17 protein-coding genes are annotated in these 26,784 nt (G+C 48.1%); 3 read left to right on the forward strand and 14 right to left on the reverse strand.

Annotated elements, in window-relative coordinates:
* Window positions 1-6: 6 nt before the first annotated feature.
* The 4 genes from peaD (AMJAP_RS12650) to peaA (AMJAP_RS12665) all read right to left on the reverse strand — a co-directional run bounded on the left by peaD (AMJAP_RS12650) (window position 7) and on the right by peaA (AMJAP_RS12665) (window position 4,606).
* Window positions 7-1,149: a quinohemoprotein amine dehydrogenase subunit beta gene (gene peaD / locus AMJAP_RS12650; protein WP_019620181.1), complete on the reverse strand. Its 1,143-nt coding sequence runs from the start codon at window positions 1,147-1,149 to the stop codon at window positions 7-9.
* Window positions 1,150-1,167: 18 nt separating this feature from the next.
* Window positions 1,168-1,494, reverse strand: coding sequence for a quinohemoprotein amine dehydrogenase subunit gamma (gene qhpC / locus AMJAP_RS12655; protein WP_019620180.1), 327 nt, complete (start codon window positions 1,492-1,494; stop codon window positions 1,168-1,170).
* Between the two features lies 1 nt (window position 1,495).
* Window positions 1,496-2,929 carry a quinohemoprotein amine dehydrogenase maturation protein gene (gene peaB, locus AMJAP_RS12660; RefSeq protein WP_026339945.1) on the reverse strand — a complete coding sequence of 478 codons (1,434 nt, stop codon included), beginning with the start codon at window positions 2,927-2,929 and terminating at the stop codon, window positions 1,496-1,498.
* Window positions 2,930-3,007: 78 nt separating this feature from the next.
* A complete protein-coding gene (gene peaA / locus AMJAP_RS12665; RefSeq protein WP_019620178.1) occupies window positions 3,008-4,606 on the reverse strand; it encodes a quinohemoprotein amine dehydrogenase subunit alpha in 1,599 nt (532 codons plus the stop codon).
* Between the two features lie 492 nt (window positions 4,607-5,098).
* On the opposite strand from peaA (AMJAP_RS12665), the gene AMJAP_RS12670 reads away from it, so the two are divergent.
* Window positions 5,099-6,598, forward strand: coding sequence for an aldehyde dehydrogenase family protein (locus AMJAP_RS12670; RefSeq protein ID WP_019620177.1), 1,500 nt, complete (start codon window positions 5,099-5,101; stop codon window positions 6,596-6,598).
* Between the two features lie 59 nt (window positions 6,599-6,657).
* On the opposite strand, the gene qhpG is transcribed toward AMJAP_RS12670, so the two are convergent.
* The 7 genes from qhpG to peaA (AMJAP_RS12705) all read right to left on the reverse strand — a co-directional run bounded on the left by qhpG (window position 6,658) and on the right by peaA (AMJAP_RS12705) (window position 15,176).
* Window positions 6,658-8,043 carry a flavin-dependent monooxygenase QhpG gene (gene qhpG, locus AMJAP_RS12675; RefSeq protein WP_019620176.1) on the reverse strand — a complete coding sequence of 462 codons (1,386 nt, stop codon included), beginning with the start codon at window positions 8,041-8,043 and terminating at the stop codon, window positions 6,658-6,660.
* Window positions 8,040-8,777, reverse strand: a complete 738-nt coding sequence (gene qhpE / locus AMJAP_RS12680; RefSeq protein ID WP_019620175.1) for a subtilisin-like serine protease QhpE — start codon at window positions 8,775-8,777, stop codon at window positions 8,040-8,042. Before qhpE ends, qhpG begins: the two co-directional genes overlap by 4 nt.
* 1 nt (window position 8,778) lies before the next feature.
* A complete protein-coding gene (locus AMJAP_RS12685; RefSeq protein WP_026339943.1) occupies window positions 8,779-10,509 on the reverse strand; it encodes an ABC transporter ATP-binding protein in 1,731 nt (576 codons plus the stop codon).
* A 101-nt stretch (window positions 10,510-10,610) separates the two neighbouring features.
* Window positions 10,611-11,747, reverse strand: a complete 1,137-nt coding sequence (gene peaD / locus AMJAP_RS12690; protein WP_019620173.1) for a quinohemoprotein amine dehydrogenase subunit beta — start codon at window positions 11,745-11,747, stop codon at window positions 10,611-10,613.
* A gap of 11 nt (window positions 11,748-11,758) precedes the next feature.
* Window positions 11,759-12,085, reverse strand: coding sequence for a quinohemoprotein amine dehydrogenase subunit gamma (qhpC, locus tag AMJAP_RS12695; protein WP_019620172.1), 327 nt, complete (start codon window positions 12,083-12,085; stop codon window positions 11,759-11,761).
* Window positions 12,086-13,519, reverse strand: coding sequence for a quinohemoprotein amine dehydrogenase maturation protein (gene peaB, locus AMJAP_RS12700; protein WP_019620171.1), 1,434 nt, complete (start codon window positions 13,517-13,519; stop codon window positions 12,086-12,088).
* A 61-nt stretch (window positions 13,520-13,580) separates the two neighbouring features.
* Window positions 13,581-15,176 (reverse strand): quinohemoprotein amine dehydrogenase subunit alpha, encoded by a 1,596-nt coding sequence (peaA, locus tag AMJAP_RS12705; protein WP_019620170.1) that lies wholly within the window; start codon window positions 15,174-15,176, stop codon window positions 13,581-13,583.
* Between the two features lie 341 nt (window positions 15,177-15,517).
* Here peaA (AMJAP_RS12705) and AMJAP_RS12710 point away from each other — a divergent pair, with 341 nt between their 5' ends.
* Window positions 15,518-16,240 carry a response regulator gene (locus AMJAP_RS12710; RefSeq protein ID WP_019620169.1) on the forward strand — a complete coding sequence of 241 codons (723 nt, stop codon included), beginning with the start codon at window positions 15,518-15,520 and terminating at the stop codon, window positions 16,238-16,240.
* Window positions 16,241-16,243: 3 nt separating this feature from the next.
* Window positions 16,244-22,633, forward strand: a complete 6,390-nt coding sequence (locus AMJAP_RS12715; RefSeq protein ID WP_019620168.1) for an AAA family ATPase — start codon at window positions 16,244-16,246, stop codon at window positions 22,631-22,633.
* A gap of 226 nt (window positions 22,634-22,859) precedes the next feature.
* Here AMJAP_RS12715 and AMJAP_RS12720 read toward each other — a convergent pair whose 3' ends face one another.
* From AMJAP_RS12720 to AMJAP_RS12730, 3 genes are all read right to left on the reverse strand, one after another.
* Complete coding sequence (locus AMJAP_RS12720; RefSeq protein ID WP_019620167.1) at window positions 22,860-24,269, reverse strand: aldehyde dehydrogenase family protein; 1,410 nt, start codon at window positions 24,267-24,269, stop codon at window positions 22,860-22,862.
* Between the two features lie 71 nt (window positions 24,270-24,340).
* Window positions 24,341-25,621, reverse strand: a complete 1,281-nt coding sequence (locus AMJAP_RS12725) for an alginate export family protein (protein WP_019620166.1) — start codon at window positions 25,619-25,621, stop codon at window positions 24,341-24,343.
* 442 nt (window positions 25,622-26,063) lie between these two features.
* Entirely contained in the window at window positions 26,064-26,741 is a 678-nt protein-coding gene (locus AMJAP_RS12730; protein ID WP_040403989.1) for a M15 family metallopeptidase, read from the reverse strand.
* Window positions 26,742-26,784: the final 43 nt, after the last annotated feature.

Raw genomic sequence — 26,784 nt, forward strand, 5'->3', positions numbered from 1 at the left:
AGTGGTTTAGCGAACAAATACCTGAGCAGTCGTAGTGGACATATCACCACCCGGCAGCTCGATAGTATTCAAACGCTCAAGAGTATCACCATCGAATACCGCAACATGATTGTGGGTACCCGCCAGATAGACTTTACTGCCGGTCTGATTAACGGTGACACAATAGTAGGAGTGATCCAGCTCCGCAGCTTTTAACAACGTCTGTTTTTCGATGTCATACTTGGCCAGGCGGTTAAGAACACCATACATAATGTTGGAATCCTTAGGCGAACGAGTGCCAGTAAAATACAGCTCGGTGATCGGGCCGAAGTCTTTAGTTTCTGTTTCGCCGGTTTCCAGGTTGATATTGAAATACCCGTAAAGCCAGTCAGCGGTATTCAGGTCTTCGGAACCTTCCTGAAAACGTGCCGTGGTGTATAGGATAGTGAAGTCTTTAGTTGGTGTTTGCACCGCCCAGACGTTAAGCACATCCGGCTGAACATAACGTTCCCGCTGCCAGTTACGACTTGGAACGGCCACCTCATATTTACCGGTTTTGACATCCATTTTGTAGATATCTGCACCGGCCATATACAAACCGCCATCTTTACCCACCTGCATAGCCGTCACCAATCGCGGCGAAGGGAACATACGTTCAGGTTTAGCCTCCAAACCAGCATCGGTGTTATACACCGCCAGACGAGTCGGTTGCACAACGTAATGATCGCGTTCCATTAGTGTTGGATTCTGCACTGTGTACAGTTCTTTACCGTCATAGCTCAATGCAAAAGCGTAGATGGTTTTAGTCCGCTCCTTTTTACTTTGTGCCATCTTTGCATGAAATTTAACATCACAGGTGTCCATATCCACACCGTAGATATCTTCATAACCGTTATTGAGGATATAAGCGGTTTTATTGTCCGGAGCAACCTGTAGTGCACCAGGGCCAAAACGTCCCGGCATATCACAGGTTTTATAGACGGTATCGGTTGCCAGATCCAGCACATGCATCTGATTTGGATAATTTGCCACCACCATATACTCGTTGCCTGACTTAAGCGCAGGCCCCTTTGAGGCGATAGCTACGCCACTGGTGAGTGTGGCCAAACCTAGCGTTAACGTCGTCAGCATGACAGTCATGCTGCGAGGAAGCATATTTCTTTTTCTCATCGTTAGCATCCTGTTTAGTTAGTCTTTATCAGCAGGGAACACCGTTCCCAGATTGCGCCAGTTATCAGCTGAATTAGCTGCTTTTTCATTCCAGTCCGGGTAAGTATTCATCATGTCCGGTACCTGTGCTGGCCACCAACATGGATCGGCACAACCATACAGATCAGATTCCATCGGCTGACAGAGAGAGGTGACACCACCAAAGGCATCAATTTCCCAACCTGGATCGGTGGTGGCGGTACAACCAGCGATAGACTGCATCGCTACAACTTCTTCTACCTGATCTTCGGCTACGGCCTTAGTCAGAGTGTGTGCTTTATTATTAACAGGCTTGAGATGCTTCATATCAGTGAGCCCTCCGGGGAGATATGTAACTGTCGATGAAGGCCGGATTTTCGGCCATGATGCGGCTGTAGACTTCGATACCGAAATCTACCCAGTCGCGCATCAGATCGCAGTAGTGATAAACAGGTTGAGTAGGGTCTTCAAAACGGGCGTAGCTTTCGTGATAGCAGCCACCGGAACAGAGATTACGGATGCGGCAACTTGAACAGCCAGTATCGGTACGATCCAGGCGTTGTTCGAGAAAACCACCCAGTCGCTCTTTATCGATACCCGTCTGTACATCGCCAAAGGTGCCAAGTTCAGAACCGGTAAACCGATGACAGAGGTTTAATCCACCTTCGTTATCAACCGCCAGTAATGCCACACCCGCGCCACAGGGCAACGCTTTCTTATTGCCCTCGTGTAGATCAGTAATCAGCTGGTGCATATTGGAGAAACCGATATTACGGTGCTCCAGTGCGGCTTCCAGATACTCTTTACCGAGCACCTTCATGTTGTGGAAAACCTCTTTCAGCTCCTCATCACTGAGGTTGTAATAGCTGATATCACCGGAGGTCACCGGCGCAAAACCGACTTCAGAGAATCCCAGTTCATTAAACAGGTGATCCCAGATCTGACGCACATCCGTGACTCCTTTAGTCAACGTAACGCGGGCACCAATCGGACGGGCACGAAAACGGGACAACAACATTTTGGCTTTACGGCTAACCACATCATAAGTCCCCTGCCCACCGACGGTGATCCGGTTTTTATCGTGGATCGCTTTTGGGCCATCCATACTGACGGAAAGCCCAAAACGATGCGCATTAAGCCAGTCGGCAATCTCTTCAGTCAGCAGAGTTGCATTGGTAGTCATCGTGAAATCCACCGGCTTACCCAGTTCAGCAAAACGCTGTTCCGAGTAGGCGACAACATCCTTTATCAGTCCGAAATTTGACAATGGCTCGCCGCCAAAGAAGACAATGTTATAGCGTGCCTCATTAGGTGATTCCGCTATCAGCATTTCGATCGATTGCTTCGCGGTGTCGAACTGCATCTTCTTACCTTCAGAGGGCTTATCCAGGTCCTCTTTGTAGCAGTAGCTGCAGCTGAGATTACAACCGGTGTTCACATTCAACACCAAGGTATTGAGCGGAAACTCAGTGATCTTTTTCAATGCAATCTCAGGCGTTAATGGCGAACCATCGCTCACCAGCTCCAGTGCAATCAGTTCTTTCAGTGTTTCAGCCACCTGATCAACCGGAAACTGCTCTGATAATTCTCCAATCAACTGCTCTGCTGTTTGCTGAGGCCGCTGACGTAACAGTTCAATTAACTGTGCGGTCAGACCATCCAGTTCAAACAGACTGCTGGACGGAATATGAAACAGCATCTGCCGGGTGCTGACAGCCACCAGGTGTAGATTTTGCTCTACCAGATTTAATTGGGCGCCCATAGAACGACCCTCCTCACTTTTATTATTTTCGTGATGCTGCACAGATTCACAGCATCCCTCTTGATAGTCAGGAACTACTTATGGCAGCGGCGGATTATTCCAGCGTTGTACTGTCACGATCATCTGACCTTCAGCACTCAGAGCATTAGCGCCTTCCATAACCTCAGCAATCACTTTCAGATTACCGGCATTATTGGTCGACATACGACGCTCAGGATTCGGTCCTGAAGCACCGGTGGTAAACAGACCCGATTTTTCGTCCATACGTCCGGCAAAATGAGTATCTCGATCCGCTTCCGCCTGAGCATCAAATGGCTCTACATGCCATTTAGCAGGCACAAAACCGATGCGCATATCATCTTCGGTACCAGGTTTACCATCCACTCCATTCATCCATGCTTCCGCCTGGAAATGGGCGTTATATTTTGGTGTGGAACCTCCGTTGCCTCCGACGCGTGCTACCGCAAAGTCAGGTACAACTTTTACGCTATCGATCCGGTCATAAACGTTAAGCAAAGCACCCTCGGCCTTGCCCGCTTTAACATCACGAGCGCCAGGCTTAGCTGCAGCGTTCGCCGTTGCTTGAACTACGACTTTGTTATCATCCCGGTACATTTCACTAACAACTTTAATGCCATCGCCCAGTGAGATCTTTTTACCCAGACCTGCACCGACAATCGTCAGCACTTCAGTGCTACCTGCGCGAATATACCCAGGCTGGACAGAAAGGAGTTTAGCCTTGCTACCGCTACGAAGTGCTGAGAAATCCATCCCCGCTTCATCGTGCACCGCTTCAAACATGCGGCCATTGAGCTCAGAACCATCAGCAGACAGCGCAAATACCTGACGCATTGCTACACCATCAACTGTCAGATTGGCACGCCACTCATAACCGGTATAGACGATAGCGGTACCACTACCTTTAAATGCAGAACCATCCGCGTACTCGCCATCAATGCTAACGCTGTACTGATCATCCTTACCGCCGGAGATAGACATTACCCCTCGAACATCACCTTTCCCGGCCATTTGGGCACTAAAGCTCCAACTGCCGCTGACAGGAACGCTCTTAACGCTTTGCCACTTGTCCCAACTGGCCGATTTAAGCGAAAAGTCTGTGGCTAGCTCAGGCACCATCTTTTTGAATGCCAGATCCATCCAGTCACGGTCCCGTGCCATCGCCTGATACTCCAGCGTTGGCCACTGCCCCAAATGGAAATGAACCAGATGTTCCCACTCTGATGCCGGACGGCGCTGCAGTTTCACCCGCGCACCGGAATGACAACGGGCACACATCTCTTCAAAATTGGCAGATTCAAAACTTTCCATTGTATTCAGGCGACGTTCCATCGCGTAACGAGAGCCTTCGGTTTCCTCCGGCGCCAGACCCTGCTTATCTGCAAAATACTTCACCAGCGTACGCCGTTCATCATCCGTGACTTCAAGACCGTGCATCACCTGCATTCTGGCGATGGTCATCAACCAGCCTTCCGGGGTTTTCCGCTGATGACTCATACGGCTCATCTGCAGTGGTTCCGCTTTTTCCTCGGTATGGCATGCCACACACTTACTCTGAATAATGGTTTCAGCATCATTCGCCTGAACGGCTCCTGTTGGCAAGATCATCCCTGCCAGCAGAAGCCCACCCGTCAACCGGGGTAGTTTAAATTTCTTCATCAAGGCCAGACTCCTTAGTTGTTGTTTATATCGTTGAGCAGCTAAGCGCAGCCCAAAGTTCTAACCTGTAGAAATATATTGCACGGCTTATGCCAAGATAGATAATTTCTTATTTTTCAATAAGATATAAAAAAATAGGGGTAATCCTTTAGAAAATTTACAGGTTGCACTGTTTTATTACGCAACACCGCTGTTCAGAAATGCAACAGTCCGCTAAAAGTGAAACGCAATCTGCCCAACCACTCCCTGTTACATTAGTTATAAGCCCCTGCAACTGACTTATTTTTTAACACCCTGTCTCATAGTAAAACACTGCGAAGGCTCCTGTTATTACCCACAAAAATCAACATAACCATTATAAATCAACAGCTTAAAATGATTTCAACACTCTGGCACAGCACTTGCGATATATAACTACTAAGTGTCGGTTTGCCTGAGCAGTATCCAGGCATCTCAGTCTCTATCATTACAACTATAAGTAGGTTTATTAATATGAGTAATTCACAATTTTCACCATCAGTTGCTGCACTGGATTTTATTCAGCATCCGCATAAATGTCTGATTGGAGACCAATGGGTGGACGCGGAAGATGGCCGAACCCTTACTGTTATCAACCCAGCTAATGGCGAACAAATCACCACTGTTCCCAGTGGCGATAAAGCGGATATTGATAAAGCAGTCGCGATGGCTCGTAAAACGTTTGAGGACTCTGACTGGAGTCGTATCAAACCGGTAGATCGCCAAAAACTATTGTGGAACTTCGCCGATCTGATTGAAAAAAATGCAGGCCTTCTTGCAGAGATTGAATCACTGGATAACGGTAAGAGCGTTGTTATCGCTGAGCACGTCGATATTCGTCTGGCGATTGATTTTCTCCGCTATATGGCGGGTTTTGCCACTAAGATCGAAGGCAGGAGCGTTGATGTATCCGTTCCCTTTATGCCGGACGCTCAGTTCCATGGCTATACCCGCCGGGAAGCGGTCGGTGTAGTGGGTGCTATAGTCGCCTGGAACTTCCCTCTGCTACTGGCTTGCTGGAAGCTGGGTCCGGCACTGGCATCGGGTTGTACCGTGGTACTCAAACCGGCTGATGAAACACCACTTACCGCACTCATGCTGGGAAAACTGGCACTGGAAGCAGGTTATCCACCGGGCGTTCTGAATGTTGTAACCGGTACTGGCATCGAGGCAGGCTCAGCCCTGGCGCACCACCCGGATGTCGATAAGCTGACCTTTACGGGCTCTACGGAAGTAGGCAAACTGATCGGCAAAGCCGCGATGGATACCATGACCCGGGTCACCCTGGAGCTGGGTGGCAAGTCACCCACCATCGTACTCGAAGATGCAGATATGCAGACCGCTGCAGCAGGTGCAGCCAATGCAATTTTCTTCAATCAGGGACAGGTCTGTTGCGCCGGTTCCCGCCTCTATGTGCAGAAGAAGCATTTCGATAATGTTGTCGCGGATATCTCTGCCATCGCCGAGGGTATGACGCTGGGTCATGGCCTCGACCCTAATTCACAAATGGGGCCTTTAATCTCAGCCAAACAACAGAACCGTGTGTGTAATTACATAGAGCAAGGTCGCAGCAGTGGTGCCACTATTACCGCAGGTGGCAGTGCTCTGGCAGGCCCCGGTTTCTATGTTAAGCCTACCGTTATGGTTGATGTGAATCAGAATTCCAGTGTGGTTCAGGAGGAAATCTTTGGCCCGGTTCTGGTCGCAATGCCGTTCGATGATATTGAAGAAGCTGTACGCATCGCCAACGATAGCCAATACGGACTAGGCGCCAGCATCTGGTCGAATAACCTGTCTCAGGTACATCGGATGATTCCCCGTATTAAGTCAGGGTCGATCTGGGTGAACTGCCATACCGCACTTGATCCGGCACTGCCTTTTGGTGGCTATAAGCAATCCGGTCTGGGCCGGGAGATGGGTAGCGATGTCATTGAGCATTACACCGAAGTTAAATCGGTACTAATGAGTATTTAACATTGAACAAGCAGTAACATAAATCTAGTAAAAAGGAGGCCTCGGCCTCCTTTTTAGTTTTAATTTTCTGCGCTTAACCAACCATTTTGAAATAACCAGCGAGTCAGCCCTTGTGCATTTTCAGGGCTCATCCCTAATTGAGTTTGCAGGCAGGACTGCGGGCTTATTTCTATCTCTTTCTGTTGAAGTACACGTACCACCGGCGCCATCGGAATGCCATTCAGGTGCCAGATGCCCAGCGGCTGATCATTGGTAATCACCACCTCATGTTCCTCTATCAGGCCGTTGTTAACCACCGGCATTTTCACCACTTTCAGCGAGTCAGGATCAGTTTCCTGATGCAGTGGTTCATTGTCCGGCCAGTTTCTACGAGTGGCCCAAAAGGGGTTATTCCACCAACGCTCTTCAGAGGCATAAAAATCACGTCCAATACGTGCAAAACGGTGAAACAGATGATCGACCCGCTGTTGATAAAACTGTTTCGCTAATGCGGCATTTTCTGGACGCTGTAGCAGTGTGTTGATCACTGCAGGCGCTTGCAAAGCACTGGATAGCGCTTGGAAAATACCATTACCAGAAAGCGGATCTACCGCCATCGCGGCATCCCCTATTCTGATCCAGTTGTCACCGACCGCTTCGCGGCACAATATCGGCGTACTGGTACGGGCGTGGATAATACCGGTCGGTTGAGCATCTTCCAAAAAAGGCTGAGCGCTGGGCAACGTTGCTAATATGCTATTACAGTGGTCAATCAATCCTGCTTTATCCGGCAGATTGGCGGTAGCCACATCAAATGTCAGCTGCAGATAACGTGTGCCATCCGACCAGGCGGCCATCCAGGCCCAGCCATCCTCAAAACTTTCGGCGGCAGACTGTGGCTGACAGGGTTCCCCCTTCCAGTACTGCAGCAGGGAAACCGTTTCACTACCGCGTAAACGTTCAAGCCCGGCCCCCGGTGCACTGCGCCCACGGGCTTCTACTAGAAAACCTGCTTTTACCGGGTCAGCCTCGGAGTTTTTAAACTGAATCGAGAAGCCACTACGCTCTTCGCTAACCTTACCCACTCTGTCATTAATAACGGTAACGCCGGCTGACATCAGATCCTTGCAGATCCCGTTGTCCAGCTCACTGCGATTAATCAGCATCTCGGTATTTGCGCTGTTCGTTGCACCGTTCCAACTGGCCACCCGTGGAGAGGGATCCGGCAGATTCGCCAGCGCCAGTTTAAACCCGGCATTGCGCAGCCCTTCTAACACCCGTTCAGAGATCCCTTCAACCGCTTTGAAGGGTCTTGGTTCCGCGATGACTGTCACTTCATAGCCCAACGCCTTCAGCCCCAGAGCGGTCGCACCACCGGCAGGCCCTCCACCGAGAATAACAATATCAGCCCTGTTAAAGTGACCTTTATTACTAAGATCGTTATTTATAGAGGTCTCATCTGTCACTTTTCCTGCCCTCCATCTTTCTGCTCTACTGAACCGGGTGGAAAGCGGACTTCAACACCAAAGTAGTCCGCCTGACTTTCCAGCCAATGGGACACAGAATTCAAATCAGAGGCTCCACCGGTCGTTAGATAACGACCAATATGCCCCGTTAACTGAGCACAGCCAGCACTTGCACCAATGACGCCATTACGGGCTTTAACATAGCCACCAAAGTCGGCATATTGAGTTTTCAGAGAGGAAAGCTGTTTGGGGCCGGTACACCGGGCATCACCGGTCATACGAAAAACACCAGGATACGCCGAGGGGTAAACCGGATCACCTTTAGCGGGAGAAGAGGCACAGATAATAACGCCTGCTTTAATCGCGTTCTCGCAGGCGACTCTCAGAATGTCACGATCATTCCGCAGCCCCAGACTCAAATTAATCAGATCGACCTGCTGCTCTACTAGCCAATCTATTGCTGCAGCCACCTGAACCGGCGTAGTGCTCAGTCGTTCAGTAAAGATCTGAGCGATAGCAAACTCAGCCTGAGGAGCCTGTTCTGCGATCACCTCTAACAAAGCGGAACCGTGACCCAGACGGTCATTAACAACTGGCGCTAAAATAACACCCTGGTCAAATCTGAATGCCTGCGAGGCAACAACCCGATCGATTCCAACGGGCGGTGATGATTCAAAACCATAACCGCTGTCTACAATACCAATAGTCACTCTACCGGTTGTCTTCAAACCCATATTACTCAGCCTCAGGCAAGGTATTTTCGGCAACTAACAAACCACTGTTTAACTCTATTCGCAGATCTACACCACTTAGTGTCGAAGCCCTGTGACTAATCAGGATACGAGTCTTACCGGCAAAGATACGATTCACATTAGCGATCACTTCAGCTTCAGTCGCTTCATCCACCGCAGAGGTTGCCTCATCCAATATAAGGATTGCCGGCTTTTGCAGAATCGCCCGAGCGATCGCCACCCGCTGCTTCTGGCCACCCGACAGTTGGCTGCCACGCTCCCCTAATGGTGTTTCCAGCCCCATTGGCAGTGACTCGATCAACTCAGTTAACTGTGCCTGATCTGTAGCCGCCTGCACCTGTGCATCACTGGCTTCGGGTGCGGCATAACGAATATTTTCCATCAGCGTGCCGCGAAATAGCGTGATATCCTGGCTTACCAGAGCAACCCGCTTACGCAGCTCCATCGGTGCCAGTTGTTTAAGGTTTACGCCATCTATCAAAACACGCCCCTGCTCGGGATCATAATAACGCATCAGTAGGTCAATCAAGGTGGACTTACCCACTCCGGAAGGCCCGATCAGAGCAATACTTGCCCCCGCGGGAAACACTGTACTTGCGTGATCAAGAATAGGCGCACTTCTACCCTGATAACTAAAACTGACCCGATCAAAGCAGATCTCGCCAGACATATCATCAGCTAGTTTAGCCGGATGTTCTGGGGCGGTTATATCCGGTTCTGCACGGCGCAGATCCATCACCCTGTCCAGACTCACTGACATTCGCTGAATCGCCACATACAAGCCAAGAAGGCTTTGTACCGGACCGGTCGCCATCCCCAGATAGGTTGAAAAAGCGATCAGAGAGCCCAGCTGCCACTGCCCCTCTATCACCCAGTAACCACCTATTAAAAACGCAGTTGCGCGGGTCAGAGAGGTTAGCGTTCCAGGTATAGCCTGGGTAAAGAATTCAGTCACCTGCAGCTTTAGCAGGTCGGTCAGATAGCTATCGCTCAGGCGGTTCAGCTTACGGGACTCACGTTTCTCCTGAGACACCGCCTGGATAAATTTCATTGCTGGCAACGTTTCTACCAGAAACGAACTAAGGTCAGCTGAGCGCTCGCGAATAATTCGGGTCTGACGTTCTACTTTGCGGCGCATCCAGCGTAACCAGAGTATTTCCAATGGAATTAGCACCAACACCAGCAGCGATAGTTTCCACGAAAGGGTCACTAATAAAACCAATGCTCCCACCAGCCCCAGTACACTACTGAGAGCAGAAAACATACTATCAACAGCAAAACGCTGAATCTGGGATACATCGCCATCCAGACGGGAGAGAATGTCGCCGATTCGACGGCCACCAAAAAACTGTGGCGACAAGGTTTGCAAATGCGCATAAAGGTGTTCACGCAAAGAAAAGAGGATCTTGCCTGACAACTGAGTGTGCAGATAACGGTTAATTCCGGATAGTCCGGTACTGATAACCCCAACCAGAATCATCGCTACCGACATAGTCACCAACATGCCGTAATCTTTTGCTAACAGACCATCATCGATCAGTAGCTTGGTCAGCCAGGGTTGTAACAACACCAGAGCAGATGCAAAAACAGACAGCAACATCAGGCCCATTATCGCCTTCGACTGCGGCCGGACAAAAGTATAGAGCCAGCGAAACGCGTCCTCTAAACGTCCCCGATCCTGCCCATCAATTGCAGCACTTAACCATCTGAACATTAGCTTCTCTTTATTTCCAAACGTAAAAAGGGCTGTCATCGACAGCCCTTAGTGGTTAACCATTAACACCAAACATAAGGGTTAACCCTAAACTACATGGCTTAAAGTAGTCGCGCAATACGTAAATCTGAAGTAGACATATCACCGGTCAATTGGATCGATCCGATCTTCTCCAGTGTATCCGGATTATGAATGGATATATCGCTTGAAGTACCGCCTATATAGATCGTCCGGCTACGGTCCATATTGATGCTATAGAAGGTATGATCCAGATCTATTACATCGACCGTCTTATTCTGCGAGAGATCATGCTTAGACAGTTGATTGAAAGCACCATAGAGAATATTGCTATCATTCGGATCAGTAATCCAGTTGAATACAATAAATTCAAAAGGCACAGTCTCACGCTCATCAACCTCACCGGTTGCTATATCGATGCGGCTCATACCCCACCAAAACTCAGCCTTCTCCATATCACCCGGATCACCATTCCACTTAATAGTGAAGTACGGCATGATGTATTCGCCAACGTGTTCACCCTGAGTAAACATGGCAAACGCATCTGGCGGAATCCAGTCTGCACCGCGTGCCCAGTTCTGCAGAGCACTCAGCACCCGTATGTCACCGTTTTCGGGATTGATCGCCTTAATGTCAGCGCCACCCAGAATCACTTCGCCATTTTGCATCGTCATGATTTTGGTAATACGACGGTCAACCGGAAAATTGCGTACCGATTTTGCATCCAGGCCATCCGCTGTATTAAAAACAGCCAGGCGCGGTGCAAGCACTTCATAACGATCATTCAGCTTACGGGTAGGATTCTGTACCGTGTACAGCTCTTTACCATCATTGCTGATCGCCAGAGAGATAAAAGTTTTCACCTTTTCACCGTTCTGGGACTGCTTAGCAGAGAACGTAATATCGCAATTAGTGATATCAAAACCATAGACATCTTCGGCACCGTTGGTCAGTACATAAGCGATACGGCCATCCGGCGACGGCTGAACCGCACCGGTACCAAAGTTTCCAGGCACATCACAACTGCGTACAACCTGCTTGGTTTCAGTGTCAATCACATGTAGCTGGTTAGGGCGGGTTACGGTCAGCAGGTATTCATGCCCATCCGCAGCCATACCATTGACCGACGCAGCCTGATTCGCAGCACAGCCCGACATCAGGGTTACAGCCCCTGCAGCACACAATAACGTGGCCGTTTTAAAAATATTCGAAATGTTCATCTATTACTCCGTTACTTCTGCTCTTCCGGAAAGATTCCGTCCAGCTTACGCCAGTCCTCATTAGCCTTGGATACATCCATTGACCAGTTAGGCTGGCTACTCATGGTGTCAGGCACCTGAGCGGGCCACCAGCAAGCATCGGCACAACCATAAAGATCTGATTCCATTGGCTGACACAGCGAGCCCAGGCCACCAAAAGGATCAACTTCCCAGCCCGGATCATTCGTGGAGGTACAGCCAACAACTGACTGCATCGCTACAACCTCTTCTACTTCATCCGGAGAAGTAGTCTGATCGAGCATTTTCGCTTTCTTATTAAACGACTTTAGATGTTTCATTTAAGCACTCCTTCTAGGAGAGACATGAGCTTCAAAAAAGCCCGGATTCTCTATCATGATGCGGGTATACGCTTCGACACCAAAATCGACCCAGTCACGTAACAGATCGCAGTAGTGGTATGAAGGTACGGTCGCATCACCGTATTTTGCGTAACTTTCGTGATAACAACCGCCGGAACAGATATTACGGATACGGCAGGTTTCGCAGCCGGTATCAGCTCGATCCAGACGGGTTTCAATAAATTCAGCCAGAGCCGGTTTATCCAGCCCCTCGCTGACATCACCAAACAGTGACTGATCAGAGCCAGTGAACCGATGACACAGGTTGATACCCCCTTGAGTATCTACTGCCAGCAGACCGACTCCAGCACCACAAGGCAGCTGTTTCTTATTGCCCTCATGAATATCGGTCATCAGCATATGCATATTGCCGAAACCCAGGTTTTTGCCTTCCAGCGCAGCGTCCAGATACTTCTGACCCAAACGCTTCATCCCTGCAAACACCTCGACCATTTCGTCAGCGGTAAGATTGAATGAGGAGATATCGCCAGAGGTTACCGGGCCAAATCCGACTTCGGAGAAACCCAGGTCGTGATAGAGGTGATTAAAGATCGATTCCACATCAGTGATGCCCCGGGTCAGCGTAACCCGACAGCCAATTGGACGAGCGTTATAGCGAGACAGTAACATCTGCGCCTTCTTCTTCACCACGTCGTAAGTTCCCTGGCCACCTACCGTAATCCGGTTCTTATCGTGCATCGCCTTAGGCCCATCCATCGAGATAGTCAGGCCAAAACGATGCTCATTAAACCAGTCCACAAGCTCTTCGGTGAGCATGGTAGCGTTGGTGGTCATCGTGAAGCTCACATCCGCTTCCAGCGCTGCAAAGCGCTCTTCACAATAAGCCACAACATTACGAATGAGCGACATATTTGTCAGTGGCTCACCACCAAAGAACACGACATTGTACTGACGCTGGTCAGGAGACTCTTTCAGCATCATCTCCACCGACTTCACCGCTGTATCAAAGTTCATCTTGTCACCCTTTGACGGGGTGGTCAGATCCTCTTTGTAGCAGTAAGTACAACTGAGATTACAACCCGTATTGGTATTCAATACGATCGTGGTCAACGGAAACTGTTTCACCGGTTGAGGCTCATTATTAATCTGAGCCCAGGTACCCGCTTCAGCAACGATCTTCAGCGTCTTTAACTCTTCCAGAGTATCCACTACATCACCGGCACTGAACCGGCCATCAAACCGTTCACGGATCTGTGGTGCAGACACCTCTGCTTCCGAAGAGAACAGTTCAATAAGCTCTCGACCCAAATCATCCAGCTCAAACAAGCTGCTGGTTGGCACATGGAATAGCATCCGCCGTTCCGCCACATCTACAAGATGCAGGTTGGGTTTTACCAGAGTTAAAGATCCCATAATCAACCTCTTTTCTTTATATCAGCACAACGACAATTGGCAGTTGTTATCAACATCACTGTTACTGAATTGCGCGTTTGACAAACACAGGTACAGTCACCAGCAGATGCGCATCACCCTCAATCGCTTTATCACCATCCAAAACCTGAGCTATCACTTTCAGATTGCCCACATTATTGGTGGAGAACTTACGTTCAGGATTGAGACCGGCATCGCCCGGTGTGAATACACCATTGCCATCAATTGAGCCTGCGTATTTAAGATCTTCCTCATGCTCTGCAGCTTCATCAAAAGCTTGTAGAGACCAGAGTGCCTGCATATAGCCCAGGCGCAAATCATCAGCCGTACCTGGCTGGCCGTCTTTACCAGCACTGAATGCCAACGCACGATAGGTTGATTGCATCTTCGGAATCTTTCCGCCATTACCCCCTATTCGAGCAATAGACTCATTCGGCAATACCTGAACTGCAGCAATTTCATCGTAAACAGCCAGTTGTGCTTTGGCCTTACTCTTACCGACCGATACATCCCTCATGCCTACAGAGGCGGAACCTGTCGCTTTTGCCAACACCACCACCCTGTCAGCATCACGGGAGAGGACTTTAACCACTTGAACGCCACTACCAAGGTTCACACTACCTTTGAGGTCGGCCCCCACAATAGTGATCTCTTTTTGCTGCCCTTGCTTTATGGCTGAAGGAGACAACGCAACGACTGCGCTACCACTGACAGCGGTCAGCTCACCACCAATCTCATCATGAGCACTCTGGAACATCCGACCTGACAGAGAAGAGCCGTCTTCAGTAGCAGCCATCACCTGACGCATCTTTATGCCATCAATTGTCAGGCTTGCACGCCATTCATAACCGGCGAATACTTTTGCACTACCCTCACCCTGCAATGGCGTACCATCGGCATAATGACCCTTCATCGAAACACTAAAGTTATCTTTAGACGTCTCTTTAGTCTGAAGAACAGCACTGTAATCACCTTTACCCGGCATAAAGCCAGCAACGCTCCAGGTGCCACTCAGCGAAGGCTTAGCTTTTGCTTGCCACTGATTCCAGGCGGGATCATTGAACGCATAATCAACAGCCAGTTTTGGCACGACATCGTTATAGGCGATGTCATACCAATCCCGGTCTCGAGCCAGCGCATGCAGTTCAGTTGTTGGGTTTATCGCCATATGCGTATTTACATGTAGCTGCCACTCACCAAGAGTCCGGCGCTGAAGTCCAAAACGAGCATTAGAGTGACAACGCGCGCACATCTCAACATACGCAGGATCAACGTCTTCAACTACATTCGGCTTTTGCTCAAGCACATAACGAAACGGGGCGGTTTCAGAGGGAGCCAGTCCCTGCGTATCAGAAAGATACTTAATAACAGCCTGAACCTCGTCAGAAGAGATCACCAGACCATTCATACGTTGCATACGATTAAGCGTCATATGCCAGCCTTCAGGGGTCTTACGCTGTTGGCTTATTCTGGAATATGGCGCTTCAGGGTTGCCGGTATTGGTGTGACAAATCAGGCATTTTTCCTGAATTAGCGTCTCACCATCCGTCGCCCAAGACGCCGCAGGGGTCAGCATAGTCCCCATCAGAGCCAGTGCACTAACACTAAGCAGTGCATGCTTGGATTTCTTAATTTTCAAGGCCAATCACTCCTGTAAGAATTTTCTTTGCAGCATCTGTCGCTATAAACCAGAACAGATGCAGGCCCTCATCTTTAATTTTTATATTCGCCGGTTTTCCGACTTACACTAACCTAACGGTCCGGTGTAAATGAGTTTCTGGGAATTTGTGCTAAGTTGTTGGTTAATGTAACAGGATGTAACAAACGCTGCATCAGCATCTTTATAACCCTTTGTCTGATAAAGAATTTCTACAGTTTTCTATCCGCATAAGCTTTTATTCAGGACCACTGTCATCGGGCTTAACTGCTTGCTAGACTCAAAGCATTGGAATTACAAAAACACATTAATAGTTGCAGATCATGATCTCTCATACTGAACAGTCACATATCTTAATCGTAGAGGATGATTTTGCATCCCGCTCTTTGCTGGTCAGCTATTTCGAAAACGAAGGTTATCGGGTAAGTGAAACCGATCATGGCGAAAGCCTGGTTCAAAGGGTTATAGATGAAAATATCAACCTGGTACTACTGGATATCAATTTGCCTGGAAAAGATGGGCTTACGCTAACCCGCGAGCTCAGAACTCATTCAAAAGTAGGTATCATTTTAGTCACCAGTAAAGGGGATGAAATTGATCGTATCGTCGGTCTGGAACTTGGTGCTGATGACTATGTCACTAAGCCGTTTAATCCCCGCGAACTCTTGGTAAGAGCTAAGAATTTATTATGGCGGGTAACCGATGAGCCCTCTTCTTCAGAAAGCCCAATTAACCGATTAATCCAGTTTGAAGGCTGGACGCTGGACTGCAGTCGACGACTGCTGGAAAGCCCTGAAGACGGATCTGAACGCTTACCCGAAGGGGAATACAAACTTCTCCACGCACTGATCACCAGTCGTGGACAGGTACTCAGCCGAGATCAGTTGATGGACGCCATTCATGATCGTGAATGGACGCCAAATGATCGTTCTGTCGATGTTCTGATAGGCCGGCTACGACGTAAACTTTATGACAACCCTAACGATCCCCATTTCATTCTCACAGCCCATGGGGCCGGCTACATGTTTGCCGGTGAGATCGGATAATTGATGAAGCATACTCCTGGCTTTCAGATCCAGACAATTATTCACCGTGGTAAACACTGCACTGTCAGTCGCGCTCTTCGAGACAGTGACCTTCAACCGGTCATCATTAAGCAACTCAATAGAAATATCACAACCCCGGAAGATATCGGTCGTTTTGAACATGAGTATGAGTTACTCAGTTCACTGGATATCGAGGGTGTAGCCACGCCATTACCCCTAAACAGTATTGATAACCAAACAACGCTCATACTCCCTGACCTGGGCGGCCTTTCCCTCAGACAGATGATGCAAAAAAAGCGCTACCCCTGGGAGCAGGTATTACCCATGGTGATCTGCCTCAGCGAGCTGCTGGGTCGGTTACACAGTGAAAGGGTTATCCATAAAAAACTATCACCCGATAACATCCTTTGGTTACCTGACACCGAAGATGTTCAGCTAATCGACTTTGCAATTTCTACCAGGCTAGCCCGAGAGCAAGCCAGCTGGAATTCACAGCAACTATCCATCGATGATCTGCAATATATGGCACCGGAGCAAACCGGGCGCATCAATCGTCATATCGATTATCGCAGTGATTTTTATAGTCTGGGAGTGGTGTTGTATGAGATGTTCTGCGGACGCCCTCCCTTTAGGGGGGAAGATCGGCTACAACTGATCCACTGTCATATAGCCAAACAACCCAAAGCCCCTAATGATATTAATCCAGCATTACCTGAGATGCTAAGCCGGATTATTCTAAAACTAATGGCCAAAGATGCATCCGAACGATATCAGTCAAGTTTTGGTATCACCGAAGATCTCAGGAAATGTCTTAATTGCTGGAATCAGCAACAAAACATCCCACTCTTTAACATAGCCCGCAAAGATATCTCTGAAAACTTTTCCGTACCGCAACGTCTTTATGGACGTGCCGCAATTATTCAGAAACTACGCAGTAGCTTTGATCACAGAGCCCCTCAAAGCCAGGAGTTAATTCTAATTACCGGCTATGCGGGCATTGGAAAATCAAGCCTTGTGCACGAGCTGCGCCACTATATCCATGAGCAAAATGGTCGTTTTATCAGTGGTAAGTTCGATCAATTTCGCCGAAACAGACCCTACTCAGGTATATTTCTCGCCTTACAGGGATTAATCAGACAGTTATTGACTGAAAGCGATCAGGATATCTCTGTCCATCGCGATCTTATATGTAAAGCACTGGGACAAAGCGCACACACTCTTATAAGTCTGGTACCAGAACTTGAACTGATCATTGGGAAACCATTAACGTCTCAGCGACTGTCTATTTTTGAAGAACAGAACCGTTTCTCTATTCTGGTCAAAGCACTCATTAGTGCATTTGCGACGCCTGAAACCCCACTCCTTCTGTTTCTTGACGATCTACACTGGGGTGATCTGGCATCTTTCAACCTGATCTCTTCTTTATGTGAAGATGGCGATATGCCTAATCTACTGATTGTCAGTAGTTATCGTGATCAGGCTGTCGGCCATTCACACCCTTTGGCATTGACAATAAATCGATTGAAACAGGGAAATTGTCGCATTAGCGAGATTCTCCTTGAACCGCTTAACAAAACTCAAACGACCCGATTGATCGCTGATACTTTACGCACTGAGCCTCAGCATTGCACAGCACTCGCTCAGATCTGCATGGAGAAAACCCAGGGAAATCCATTCTTTTTAATCCAGCTACTCTACTCACTTTATGACGAAGGGCTAATCAGCTTCCATCAAAACCGCTGGCAATGGGACGAAACTAAGATTCAATCTCGGGAGATGAGCGATAACGTTATCGATCTGATGGTCAGTAAGATTCAAAAACTCTCAGATGAAAGCCAGAAAGCCCTGCAAATGGCTGCCTGTATCGGTAGCCCGTTTGATCTTAATACCCTGTCTGTTGTGTTAGAACAAAGTGAAAACACCACGACAAAGAACCTGATGGATGCTGTTCGCGAAGGTTTATTAATTCCTTTGGATATCAACTATGCCAGCAGTTCTGGCCTGACATTTGATCGCCATCGATTTAGATTTATACATGACCGAATTCAACAAGCCGCCTACTCTCTGATTCCGGAAAACCTGCGACAAGCATTACACCTGAAGATCGGCCAGCTTTTGCAGCAGCGCGTTTCAAATCGGCACAACATTCCGGTATTCGAGGTCACTAATCACCTCAACAGTGCCCGAAACCTGATCGAGTCAGAAGATCAGTTGATAGAGCTCGCCTCGCTTAACTGTCAATCAGGCATACAGGCGCTGGACTCAGCTGCCTTTGATGCTGCCCAGGAGTACTTTCAGACGGGTATTGAGTTACTCTCAGAGGATCGCTGGCAACAACATTACGATCTAACATTATCGCTTTATACCAGTGGAACAGAAGCCGCTTACATTAGCTCTCAGTTCGAACAGATGAACTATCTGATCGATCAGGTTATTGAGAATAGCAACAATATTCTGGATCAGGTAAAAGTCTATGAGATAAGAATTCAATCTCATGTTGCCAGAAATCAGTTCGAGCAAGCGATGCAAGTCGCTCTGCAAATATTACGCATGCTAGGCGTTGAGCTACCCGTCAAACCCAGTAAAAGGCAGACCTGGCAGGGAGTACTTCGTACCCAATGGCTGTTACATCGACGTAGCCGGGAGCAGATCCTGGAAGCCAAACCGATGCAAGACCCCTACGACCTGGCAGCATTATCAATTCTGGCCAGTATGTTCGGAGTAGTGAAGTTTTCCAGTTCGGCCTTACGCCCCCTGGTTATGGCTAAAGAAGTAGAGCTAACACTGACTCGTGGACTGACAGCGCATTCCTCTATGGCTTTTGCCGGGTATGGCGGTATTTTGTGTGGTACATATTCAGCCATCAATCAGGGTTATGCGTTAGGTAAAATCGCCATGGAGCTTGACCAGCGCCAGCCGAATAGACTAATTCACCACCGAACCAGCTCTCTGTTTGATACCTATGTACGGCACTGGAAAGAACCTCTGAATCTATCACTCGAATCCTTACTCGACGGACATCAACAAGCGTTAGACTGCGGGGATATCGAATGGGGTAGTTACTGTCTTGCAGCCTGGATTCAGTTTGCGTTTAATCAAACAACTAATTTCGCAGAACTAAAACCCATCATAGAGAATCACACGGCTTCTCTCCGGCAATATGGCCAGAAACAATCCACTCAATATTCACTGCTGGCCCTGCAAGCGATAGATAACCTACTAGGTAATAGCGATGATCCAACCCGCTTATTTGGAGATTTCTTCAGCCAGCAATTATTAGATGAAATCCACCAGGAAGATCACCGCACAGCGATCTGTCTGTACCACTATTACAGTGCAATACTCTGCTTTATTATGGGGAGCTATCAACAGGCAAATCACCATTGTGAAACAGGTAGCCCTTACCTGCCACACATTGGCGGAACCTATACGGCCCCCTGCTTCGAATTTATAATCGCACTTTCCCAGATAGCGCTTATTCCTGAAACCAGTATTCTGCAACAAAGTAATAAGTTAAAAAAAGTACGCCAAATTCTACGACGATTTAAACGTTGGGCACGCCATTGTCCAGAAAACCATCAACACGTTGAGCATCTTCTACAGGCTGAATTGTATCGCGTTAATCGCCACTTCAGTAAAGCGATGGACTTTTACGATAGCGCGATCAATGCTGCCCAAAAGAACCACTTTTACCTTATCGCCGCCCTGGCCCGGGAGTTGGCTGGTCGTTGCTATATTGAATGGGATAAACAGAATATTGCCCGCACCTACCTAAACGAGGCCTGGAATGGCTACCTCCACCTACAACTCAAACCAAAACTACACCAACTACAAACGCAATATCCTGAGTTATTCGGTGGTCGGAATCTCAGCGAGAATAACAGAAACAACACACTTGTCAGCGTCGATCAGGCTGAGCATTTCTCCAATCAACAACTGGACACTATCTCGGTTATCCGTTCCTCCCAGGCTATTTCAGATGAAATAGTGCTCGAGAAACTTTTGGGAAGACTAATGGCACTGGCGCTGGAAAGTGCCGGCGCCCAGCGGGCAATTCTTATTCTTAAAGAAAAAGGTAATCTCTATATAGAAGCGGAAACAGTCCTTGAAAGAGCGCCTCAGTTTTTCAACAGTCTGGCTCTGGATAACAATACAACCTTGCCGGTGAGCATTGTTCATTACGCCGCCCGTACCAAAGAGATTGTGGTACTCAGTGATGCCCACCGTCACGACATGTTTATGCAGGATAGTTATATCCGCAAGCACAAACCCCGTTCGTTACTTTGCATGCCAATTTTGTATCACGGTGAACTAACCGCCCTTCTTTATTTAGAAAATAACCAAAGCCGAAATGTATTTGACCCTTCCCGAATGGAAACCCTGCAAATTCTCTCAGCACAGGCGGCAATCTCCATCGAGAATGCAAAACTTTACTCAAGTCTGGAGCATTCAGAACAGGAGTTTCGCTCACTGTTTGAAAATACTGTGGAAGCAATTTTCAGAGCCAGCGCACAAGGTCACTTTATCTCAGCCAACCCCGCCTTAGCCGAACTACTCGGATACCGAAACCCTGAAGAATTCCTCAACACCATCACTGATATTGGTAGTCAGTGCTTTATCAACAGCCAGGACCTGCACCAGTTCCTGAATCTTTTGTCTGATGATAACCGGGTGACAGGCTTCGAAACAGAGTGGCAACGGCGGGATGGCTCACCGGTCAATGTCTCCATTTCGGCACGAAGAGAACTAGATGATCAGGGCAAACCCCTCTACTACGAAGGCTCTCTTACTAATATCACTGAACGTAAAGCAAAAGAGCAAGCTCAGCTAAACCTTCAAAAATCTGAGGCCGCCAGTCAGGCGAAGTCTGAGTTCCTGGCAACAATTAGTCACGAGATAAGAACGCCTATGAATGGCATTCTCGGCATGGCTCAACTACTTGAGAAAGGCCATCTCCACCCTGAACAACAGAAACAAGTGAAGGCAATTTATCAATCCGGGCAGACCCTGTTATCTATCCTCAATGATGTACTCGACTTTACCAAAGCAGAAGCCGGCCAGGTTGAACTGGACCAGACCCCCTTCTCTGTCAGTCAGGTACTCGATGAACTCGAATTGATGCTACGACCCATGATGCAGGAAAAACACCTTTCATTTGAACTGAATATTCTTGACCCTTTACCTGACACCATATTCGGTGACCGACGGAGCCTGGGACAAGTTTTGATGAACCTTTGCGCCAATGCGATTAAATTCACCCAACAAGGTTTTGTTAAAATATCAGTCAAATGCATCCAAACGGTTCAATCAGCAAACATCAGCTTCATTGTTGAAGATAGCGGTATCGGTATTCCAGAAGAGTCACATCATCGTATTTTTCAACATTTCTCGCAGGCTGACTCTTCCATTACTCGTCGCTACGGCGGTACCGGACTGGGTCTTGCCATAAGTAAAAAAATTGTTGAACTTCAACAGGGACAGATCGGCTTTAGCAGCTCCGAGGGACACGGCAGCCAGTTCTGGTTCAGTATCCCCTATGTATTAACTTCTGCAGACCAGAGTAATACTACAGCGGTGTCAGCACCAAAACCCGGACAACCCCTGCACATTCTTTTGGTTGAGGATACGGTCATCAATCAACTGGTTGCTCAGGGACTACTGGAAAGCGATGGTCATCAGGTCGACATTGCAGAAAACGGCTATACCGCCCTGCAAAAACATAATCAAAATAACTATGATCTGATACTCATGGATATTCATCTTCCCGATATGGATGGCATGGAAACCACACGCCGAATACGGGCACACCTAAACCCTAAAAAAGCCAATATTCGAGTAATCGCTCTCACCGCTAGCGTTACTGAGGCGGAAATCAATAACTATCATGCTGCGGGTATTGATGCGGTGGTAGGTAAACCGCTTCAATACAAAGAACTGCAACAGCTAATCGGTAAGCACAATACTAACCTTGAGACCGCTAATACCTTTATGACAAACCCTGTTGAAGAAGGATCCAGTTCGAAATTGACTACTGCCACGCGTAATGAGGTTCCTCTGCTGAACCAACACCTGGTTGACCAACACTGCTCCATGCTTGGGCAGGAAAAATTCACCAAACTGATCGATCAGCTACAGCAACAATGCGAACAACTTACAACTAAGATGGAACAATCGCGCCTGCAGGGCAATGACGAACAATTTCGAAATATTGCTCACCAGTTGGCGGGGGCATCGGCGAATTTTGGTCTTCTGGCCCTGTCACTAAAATCCAAAGCATTAGAGGAGGAAAACGAAGCGATAACGGAGGGTACACACGCGGAGTTGAATACTCTTCTGGAAATAAGCCTAAAAGAACTACACCAACATACCCAACAGAGCCGTTCAGGCAACTGAGAGCCCTCATCGTGTAAATAAAAAAGCCCCTCGATCGAGGGGCAAAACTTCCGATTCTAGCCAGGAAGCATGTGCACGGGGACCTCCCGGCAGGTGAGAAAGAACGCTTTAAACGTTATTCAAACTAACCCATCAGCAGCGATAGGCTAGCCTGAAACATTAATACTTGTTTAAATCTTACTGATCACTCTACTGCAATAGCCTGAAGGCTTTTTATCAATACGGCTCATTTATTAATATTAATAACCTGAGCCGATGTGTATTCCAATAAACCTTCCTGACCAAATTCAACACCAAATCCCGACATTTTACAGCCGCCAAATGGCGCATATGGTAGCAACTCGGCATGGCCATTCACCCAAGCGGTTCCACATTCCAGACGGGCTGCTATTTTTGCCGCTTTAGCAGTATCAGAAGACCAGACTGAGCCTCCCAGCCCTACATCGGCCGCATTTGCCCGTTTAATCGCATCTTCAACATCACTGTAACGAATTACAGGTAATACAGGGCCAAACTGTTCCTCATCAACAAGACGGCAGCCATCAGTAACATCAGCAACAATGGTTGGCGGATAAAAATATCCGGCGCCTTCTATCGGAGAGCCGCCGCATAGAACTCGTGCACCATTAGCACGGGCATCTTCGACTAACCCATTAACCAGATTCAATTGCTTCCTGTTCTGAATAGGACCAAAAGTAACGCCTTCTGTCTGACCATTGCCCACCACCTGTTTAGCAGCCACTTCTGCCAATTTCTCACACATCTCTTCATAGATAGAGTCATGAACATAAAGGCGTTTCAATGCAGCACAAGTCTGCCCCATGTTAAGGAATGAGGTCTGGAAGATAGCTTCAGCTATCGCAGCTGGGTCGGCATCCGCTAGTACAATACCTGCATCGTTACCGCCTAGCTCAAGCGTCAGGCGTTTGAGGTTATCAGCGGCCCCTCGCATGATGGTCTGACCTGTTGGAGTAGAGCCCGTAAATACAATCTTACGGATGCCCTGATGCTTCGTCATGCCGTTACCAATATCACCTTCTCCGGTAACAATATTGACCAGCCCTGGCGGCGCCACTTCATTGATAATTTCGACCAATCGCAACGTGTTTAGCGGTGTCAGACCTGAAGGTTTAGAAACGACAGTATTACCAGAACGGATAGCCGGCATAATATGCCAGACAGCAATCATCAGCGGCCAGTTCCACGGCGTTATAGAACCGACAACGCCAAGCGGTTTACGGTGGATTTCGATTCGCTTACTCTCGTTTTCTTCAAGAATATCGATTGGTAGCTCGAGGTCTGCTGTCGCACGGGTCCAGGCAACAGCGCCGCCCACTTCAGCCTGTGCAAGAAACATAGGTTTACCTTGCTCCTCAACAACAATCTGAGCCAATTCAGCAGCATTGACTTCAATACGATCGGCTATGTCATGTAACAATTTTTTACGCTCATCATGACTAGAATATTGCCAGGTTTCAAAGCAGGCCTGTGCCGCAACTACTGCCTCATCAAGCTGCTCTAAACTGGCTTGAGGACAGAGAGCAACAACTTCTTCAGTCGCTGGGTTCAAAACGTCAAAATTGCCACCGTTACCGGCGACTTTCTGACCTTTAATAATCAGTGAATACTCTTTCATTCTCATATTCCTTCATTACCGAAATACCGGGATCCTAGAATCCCGGCCTATATTATAGTTATGTTACACAATCAGAACGGTACAATCGCGATAACCTGAGCATAAAAGTTATCAGAAGTAGTATTCTGAGTTTGGTTACTACTATCAGGAGAATAGACACCAATCAGAGGGCTAATAATCAGATGCTCATTAACAACCCATTCGGCATAAAGATCTAATTCCTGTCCTTCAGAGTTAGCACCAAAAGTTGTTGAGTCGCTGAAGTCAAAATACAACGCTCCGACTGATAGCATTTCGGTTGGAGATGCTTTCAGGGCAACATGCTGAATAGATGCGGATGAACCAAATGGCCCAGCATAGTTGGCTGCCACTTCGCCCTGGAACCAGGTTCCGTAACCACGGTTAAAGCCAAAGAACAACGAGTCAAAATTCTCTTCATACTTCGTATAACGATAGGTCAGCTGTGGCGTCCAGGCTACATCAGAAAAGGTCCAGCCCGCTTCTGCATACCATGCGTTTGCATCATCAGAGCTGTCACCTTGCGACTGATCAGCATACTCCGCTGACAGGAACAGGTTCTCGACACCGGCATTACCCTGAAAACGAACACTGACAGTCTTCTGCCCATCACGCTTAGCATTATCTACGGCATCAAGACCTTTGATATACGTAGCACCGAAAGTACCTGTTTCAGTAACATACTCAATGTTTGCACCGCCAAGCTCAACTTCAGACTGTGCTTTATTATCTGATTCAAGATAGAAAAGATCGCCGCGCAGGCCATCTTCTCCGCCAATACGTGCAATCGCTGTCTGGTTGAATGCTTTACGGGCTGCTAACCAATATGCGCCACCTCGGTTTGAGTCAGGAAACACTCCCTCACCCAGATTTAATGCATCGCCGTTGATAAGGAACCCGTCACCGATTGAGAAGTTCTGACGACCAAAAGACAGGTCCAGCATATCAGTTCGGAAACCGACATAAGCATCTTCGACTGCGGTACGACGTTCGCTACCGTCAGTATTTCCGCCAGCATCGCCATCACCCCAGGTACCTGAAGAAACAAAGTTAAGTCCGCCGTATACAGAGTTTAATTCGCTTAAGGCATGGCTACCGCTCAAGCCGGCTTTAAGATAACCTTCCTGCCAGCTGGAACCATCACCCGTTTTGCCGAAATAGTTTTCATCACTACTGAACGTACCTACTACAGCTTCGATATCCAGGTTCAGTTCAGAACCATTTTCACTATAAAGATTGTACGCCTGTACTGGCATAGCCATTGCTGCGGTTGCTGCTGCAACAGCTGCTGTCAGCAGATAACCAGACACATTCCGGTCATTTGATTTCTTCATCGATATTTCCTCCGCTAGCGCGCGATATTTTTATAATCTTCAGGCCCTGAAATCTGTCCAGGATTTTATAACCACTGCCAATCAACCAAAACATAAGGGGAATAGTTCTGGAGGGGCTGACAGATAAACTGAGTACAGGAAATAGACTAACTGCAGGGTGTAAACCTGATTCCGGGGAAATGTAGTAAGTTGTTTGTAAATGTAATGAGATGTAATCGCTGACTTTTAACGCGCATAAGTTAGCCAAACAAACCTGTGGCTGTAGAAGTACATATTACTTCCTGGGGATATAACCTACCTTTACGCTAACTCAGATGAATTTATAACGTGAATCTCCGTCCCTCATCTGAGTTATGCTCTCTTTGATAAGCGTCATTCATTAACACTCTGGGTCTGTAATGACTTGGCACATTTCTGGTAACAACGACCATGAACAAGCTGTTTACTGGTGACTTACCCCACCATATATCGCATGATCATGGCCGCTCAGGTAGGCCCAGAATCGATCGCCGTATGAGAAGTGCCACCACTCCTGAAGGTAATTCACAAAGCCGGCACTCGTCATAGCGTCCACCAGCATCTGACGGTTCTGCACGACGACATCGCTAATTCCCGGCGCATGAGTCAAACAAAGATCAGGCTCTGTTTCTATCCACTTATAAATATCCATACCGAAATCCAGCGCCTGGCCACTCTCATCAACCAGAAACAGATCGACTGCTGCACCGGTATTGTGCGGAGGAATATTGAGCGTTCCATCCGGATAAGCGACCGCTGATACCATCCGGGTCGTTTCTTCAAACAGCTCTGATTCAGGCAGCTCTGGCTGGCGCTCACGCACTCTATCAAGCTCATCGGCAAATAACATACGTTGAACGTTAAGACTTCGATAACCCTCATATAGCCGCAAAGCAACCCCTCTTGGTAACAGTGACTGTGCATGCAGCAAGCGTTCATAAACCCCTTGCCGGACAAAGGTATAGTCATTCTGCGTTTCGGGGCATTCCGGTGGGGGCCCGTATTGCAGCCCCGCCATAACACGAATATCAACAAGTGGTTCGCCACATTCACGAACGGGGATAGCAAGCACGTCAGCGGAGGAAGGTGTCAATCTGTGCATCAGGCTCTCCGTCATAATTTTCATATAGAAGTATAACGGCTGA

Source organism: Amphritea japonica ATCC BAA-1530 (genome assembly GCF_016592435.1).
Classification (GTDB): domain Bacteria; phylum Pseudomonadota; class Gammaproteobacteria; order Pseudomonadales; family Balneatricaceae; genus Amphritea; species Amphritea japonica.

Bases quoted from the DNA above. Each gene is read 5' to 3' on its own strand.
- AMJAP_RS12720 (WP_019620167.1), bottom strand. From the start codon at position 24,269: ATGAAAGAGTATTCACTGATTATTAAAGGTCAGAAAGTCGCCGGTAAC.
- AMJAP_RS12685 (WP_026339943.1), bottom strand. From the start codon at position 10,509: ATGTTCAGATGGTTAAGTGCTGCAATTGATGGGCAGGATCGGGGACGT.
- AMJAP_RS12725 (WP_019620166.1), bottom strand. From the start codon at position 25,621: ATGAAGAAATCAAATGACCGGAATGTGTCTGGTTATCTGCTGACAGCA.
- qhpE (WP_019620175.1), bottom strand. From the start codon at position 8,777: ATGGGTTTGAAGACAACCGGTAGAGTGACTATTGGTATTGTAGACAGC.
- peaB (WP_026339945.1), bottom strand. From the start codon at position 2,929: ATGGGCGCCCAATTAAATCTGGTAGAGCAAAATCTACACCTGGTGGCT.
- AMJAP_RS12670 (WP_019620177.1), top strand. From the start codon at position 5,099: ATGAGTAATTCACAATTTTCACCATCAGTTGCTGCACTGGATTTTATT.
- peaD (WP_019620173.1), bottom strand. From the start codon at position 11,747: ATGAACATTTCGAATATTTTTAAAACGGCCACGTTATTGTGTGCTGCA.
- peaD (WP_019620181.1), bottom strand. From the start codon at position 1,149: ATGAGAAAAAGAAATATGCTTCCTCGCAGCATGACTGTCATGCTGACG.
- qhpC (WP_019620172.1), bottom strand. From the start codon at position 12,085: ATGAAACATCTAAAGTCGTTTAATAAGAAAGCGAAAATGCTCGATCAG.
- AMJAP_RS12710 (WP_019620169.1), top strand. From the start codon at position 15,518: ATGATCTCTCATACTGAACAGTCACATATCTTAATCGTAGAGGATGAT.
- qhpC (WP_019620180.1), bottom strand. From the start codon at position 1,494: ATGAAGCATCTCAAGCCTGTTAATAATAAAGCACACACTCTGACTAAG.
- peaA (WP_019620178.1), bottom strand. From the start codon at position 4,606: ATGAAGAAATTTAAACTACCCCGGTTGACGGGTGGGCTTCTGCTGGCA.
- AMJAP_RS12715 (WP_019620168.1), top strand. From the start codon at position 16,244: ATGAAGCATACTCCTGGCTTTCAGATCCAGACAATTATTCACCGTGGT.
- peaB (WP_019620171.1), bottom strand. From the start codon at position 13,519: ATGGGATCTTTAACTCTGGTAAAACCCAACCTGCATCTTGTAGATGTG.
- AMJAP_RS12730 (WP_040403989.1), bottom strand. From the start codon at position 26,741: ATGCACAGATTGACACCTTCCTCCGCTGACGTGCTTGCTATCCCCGTT.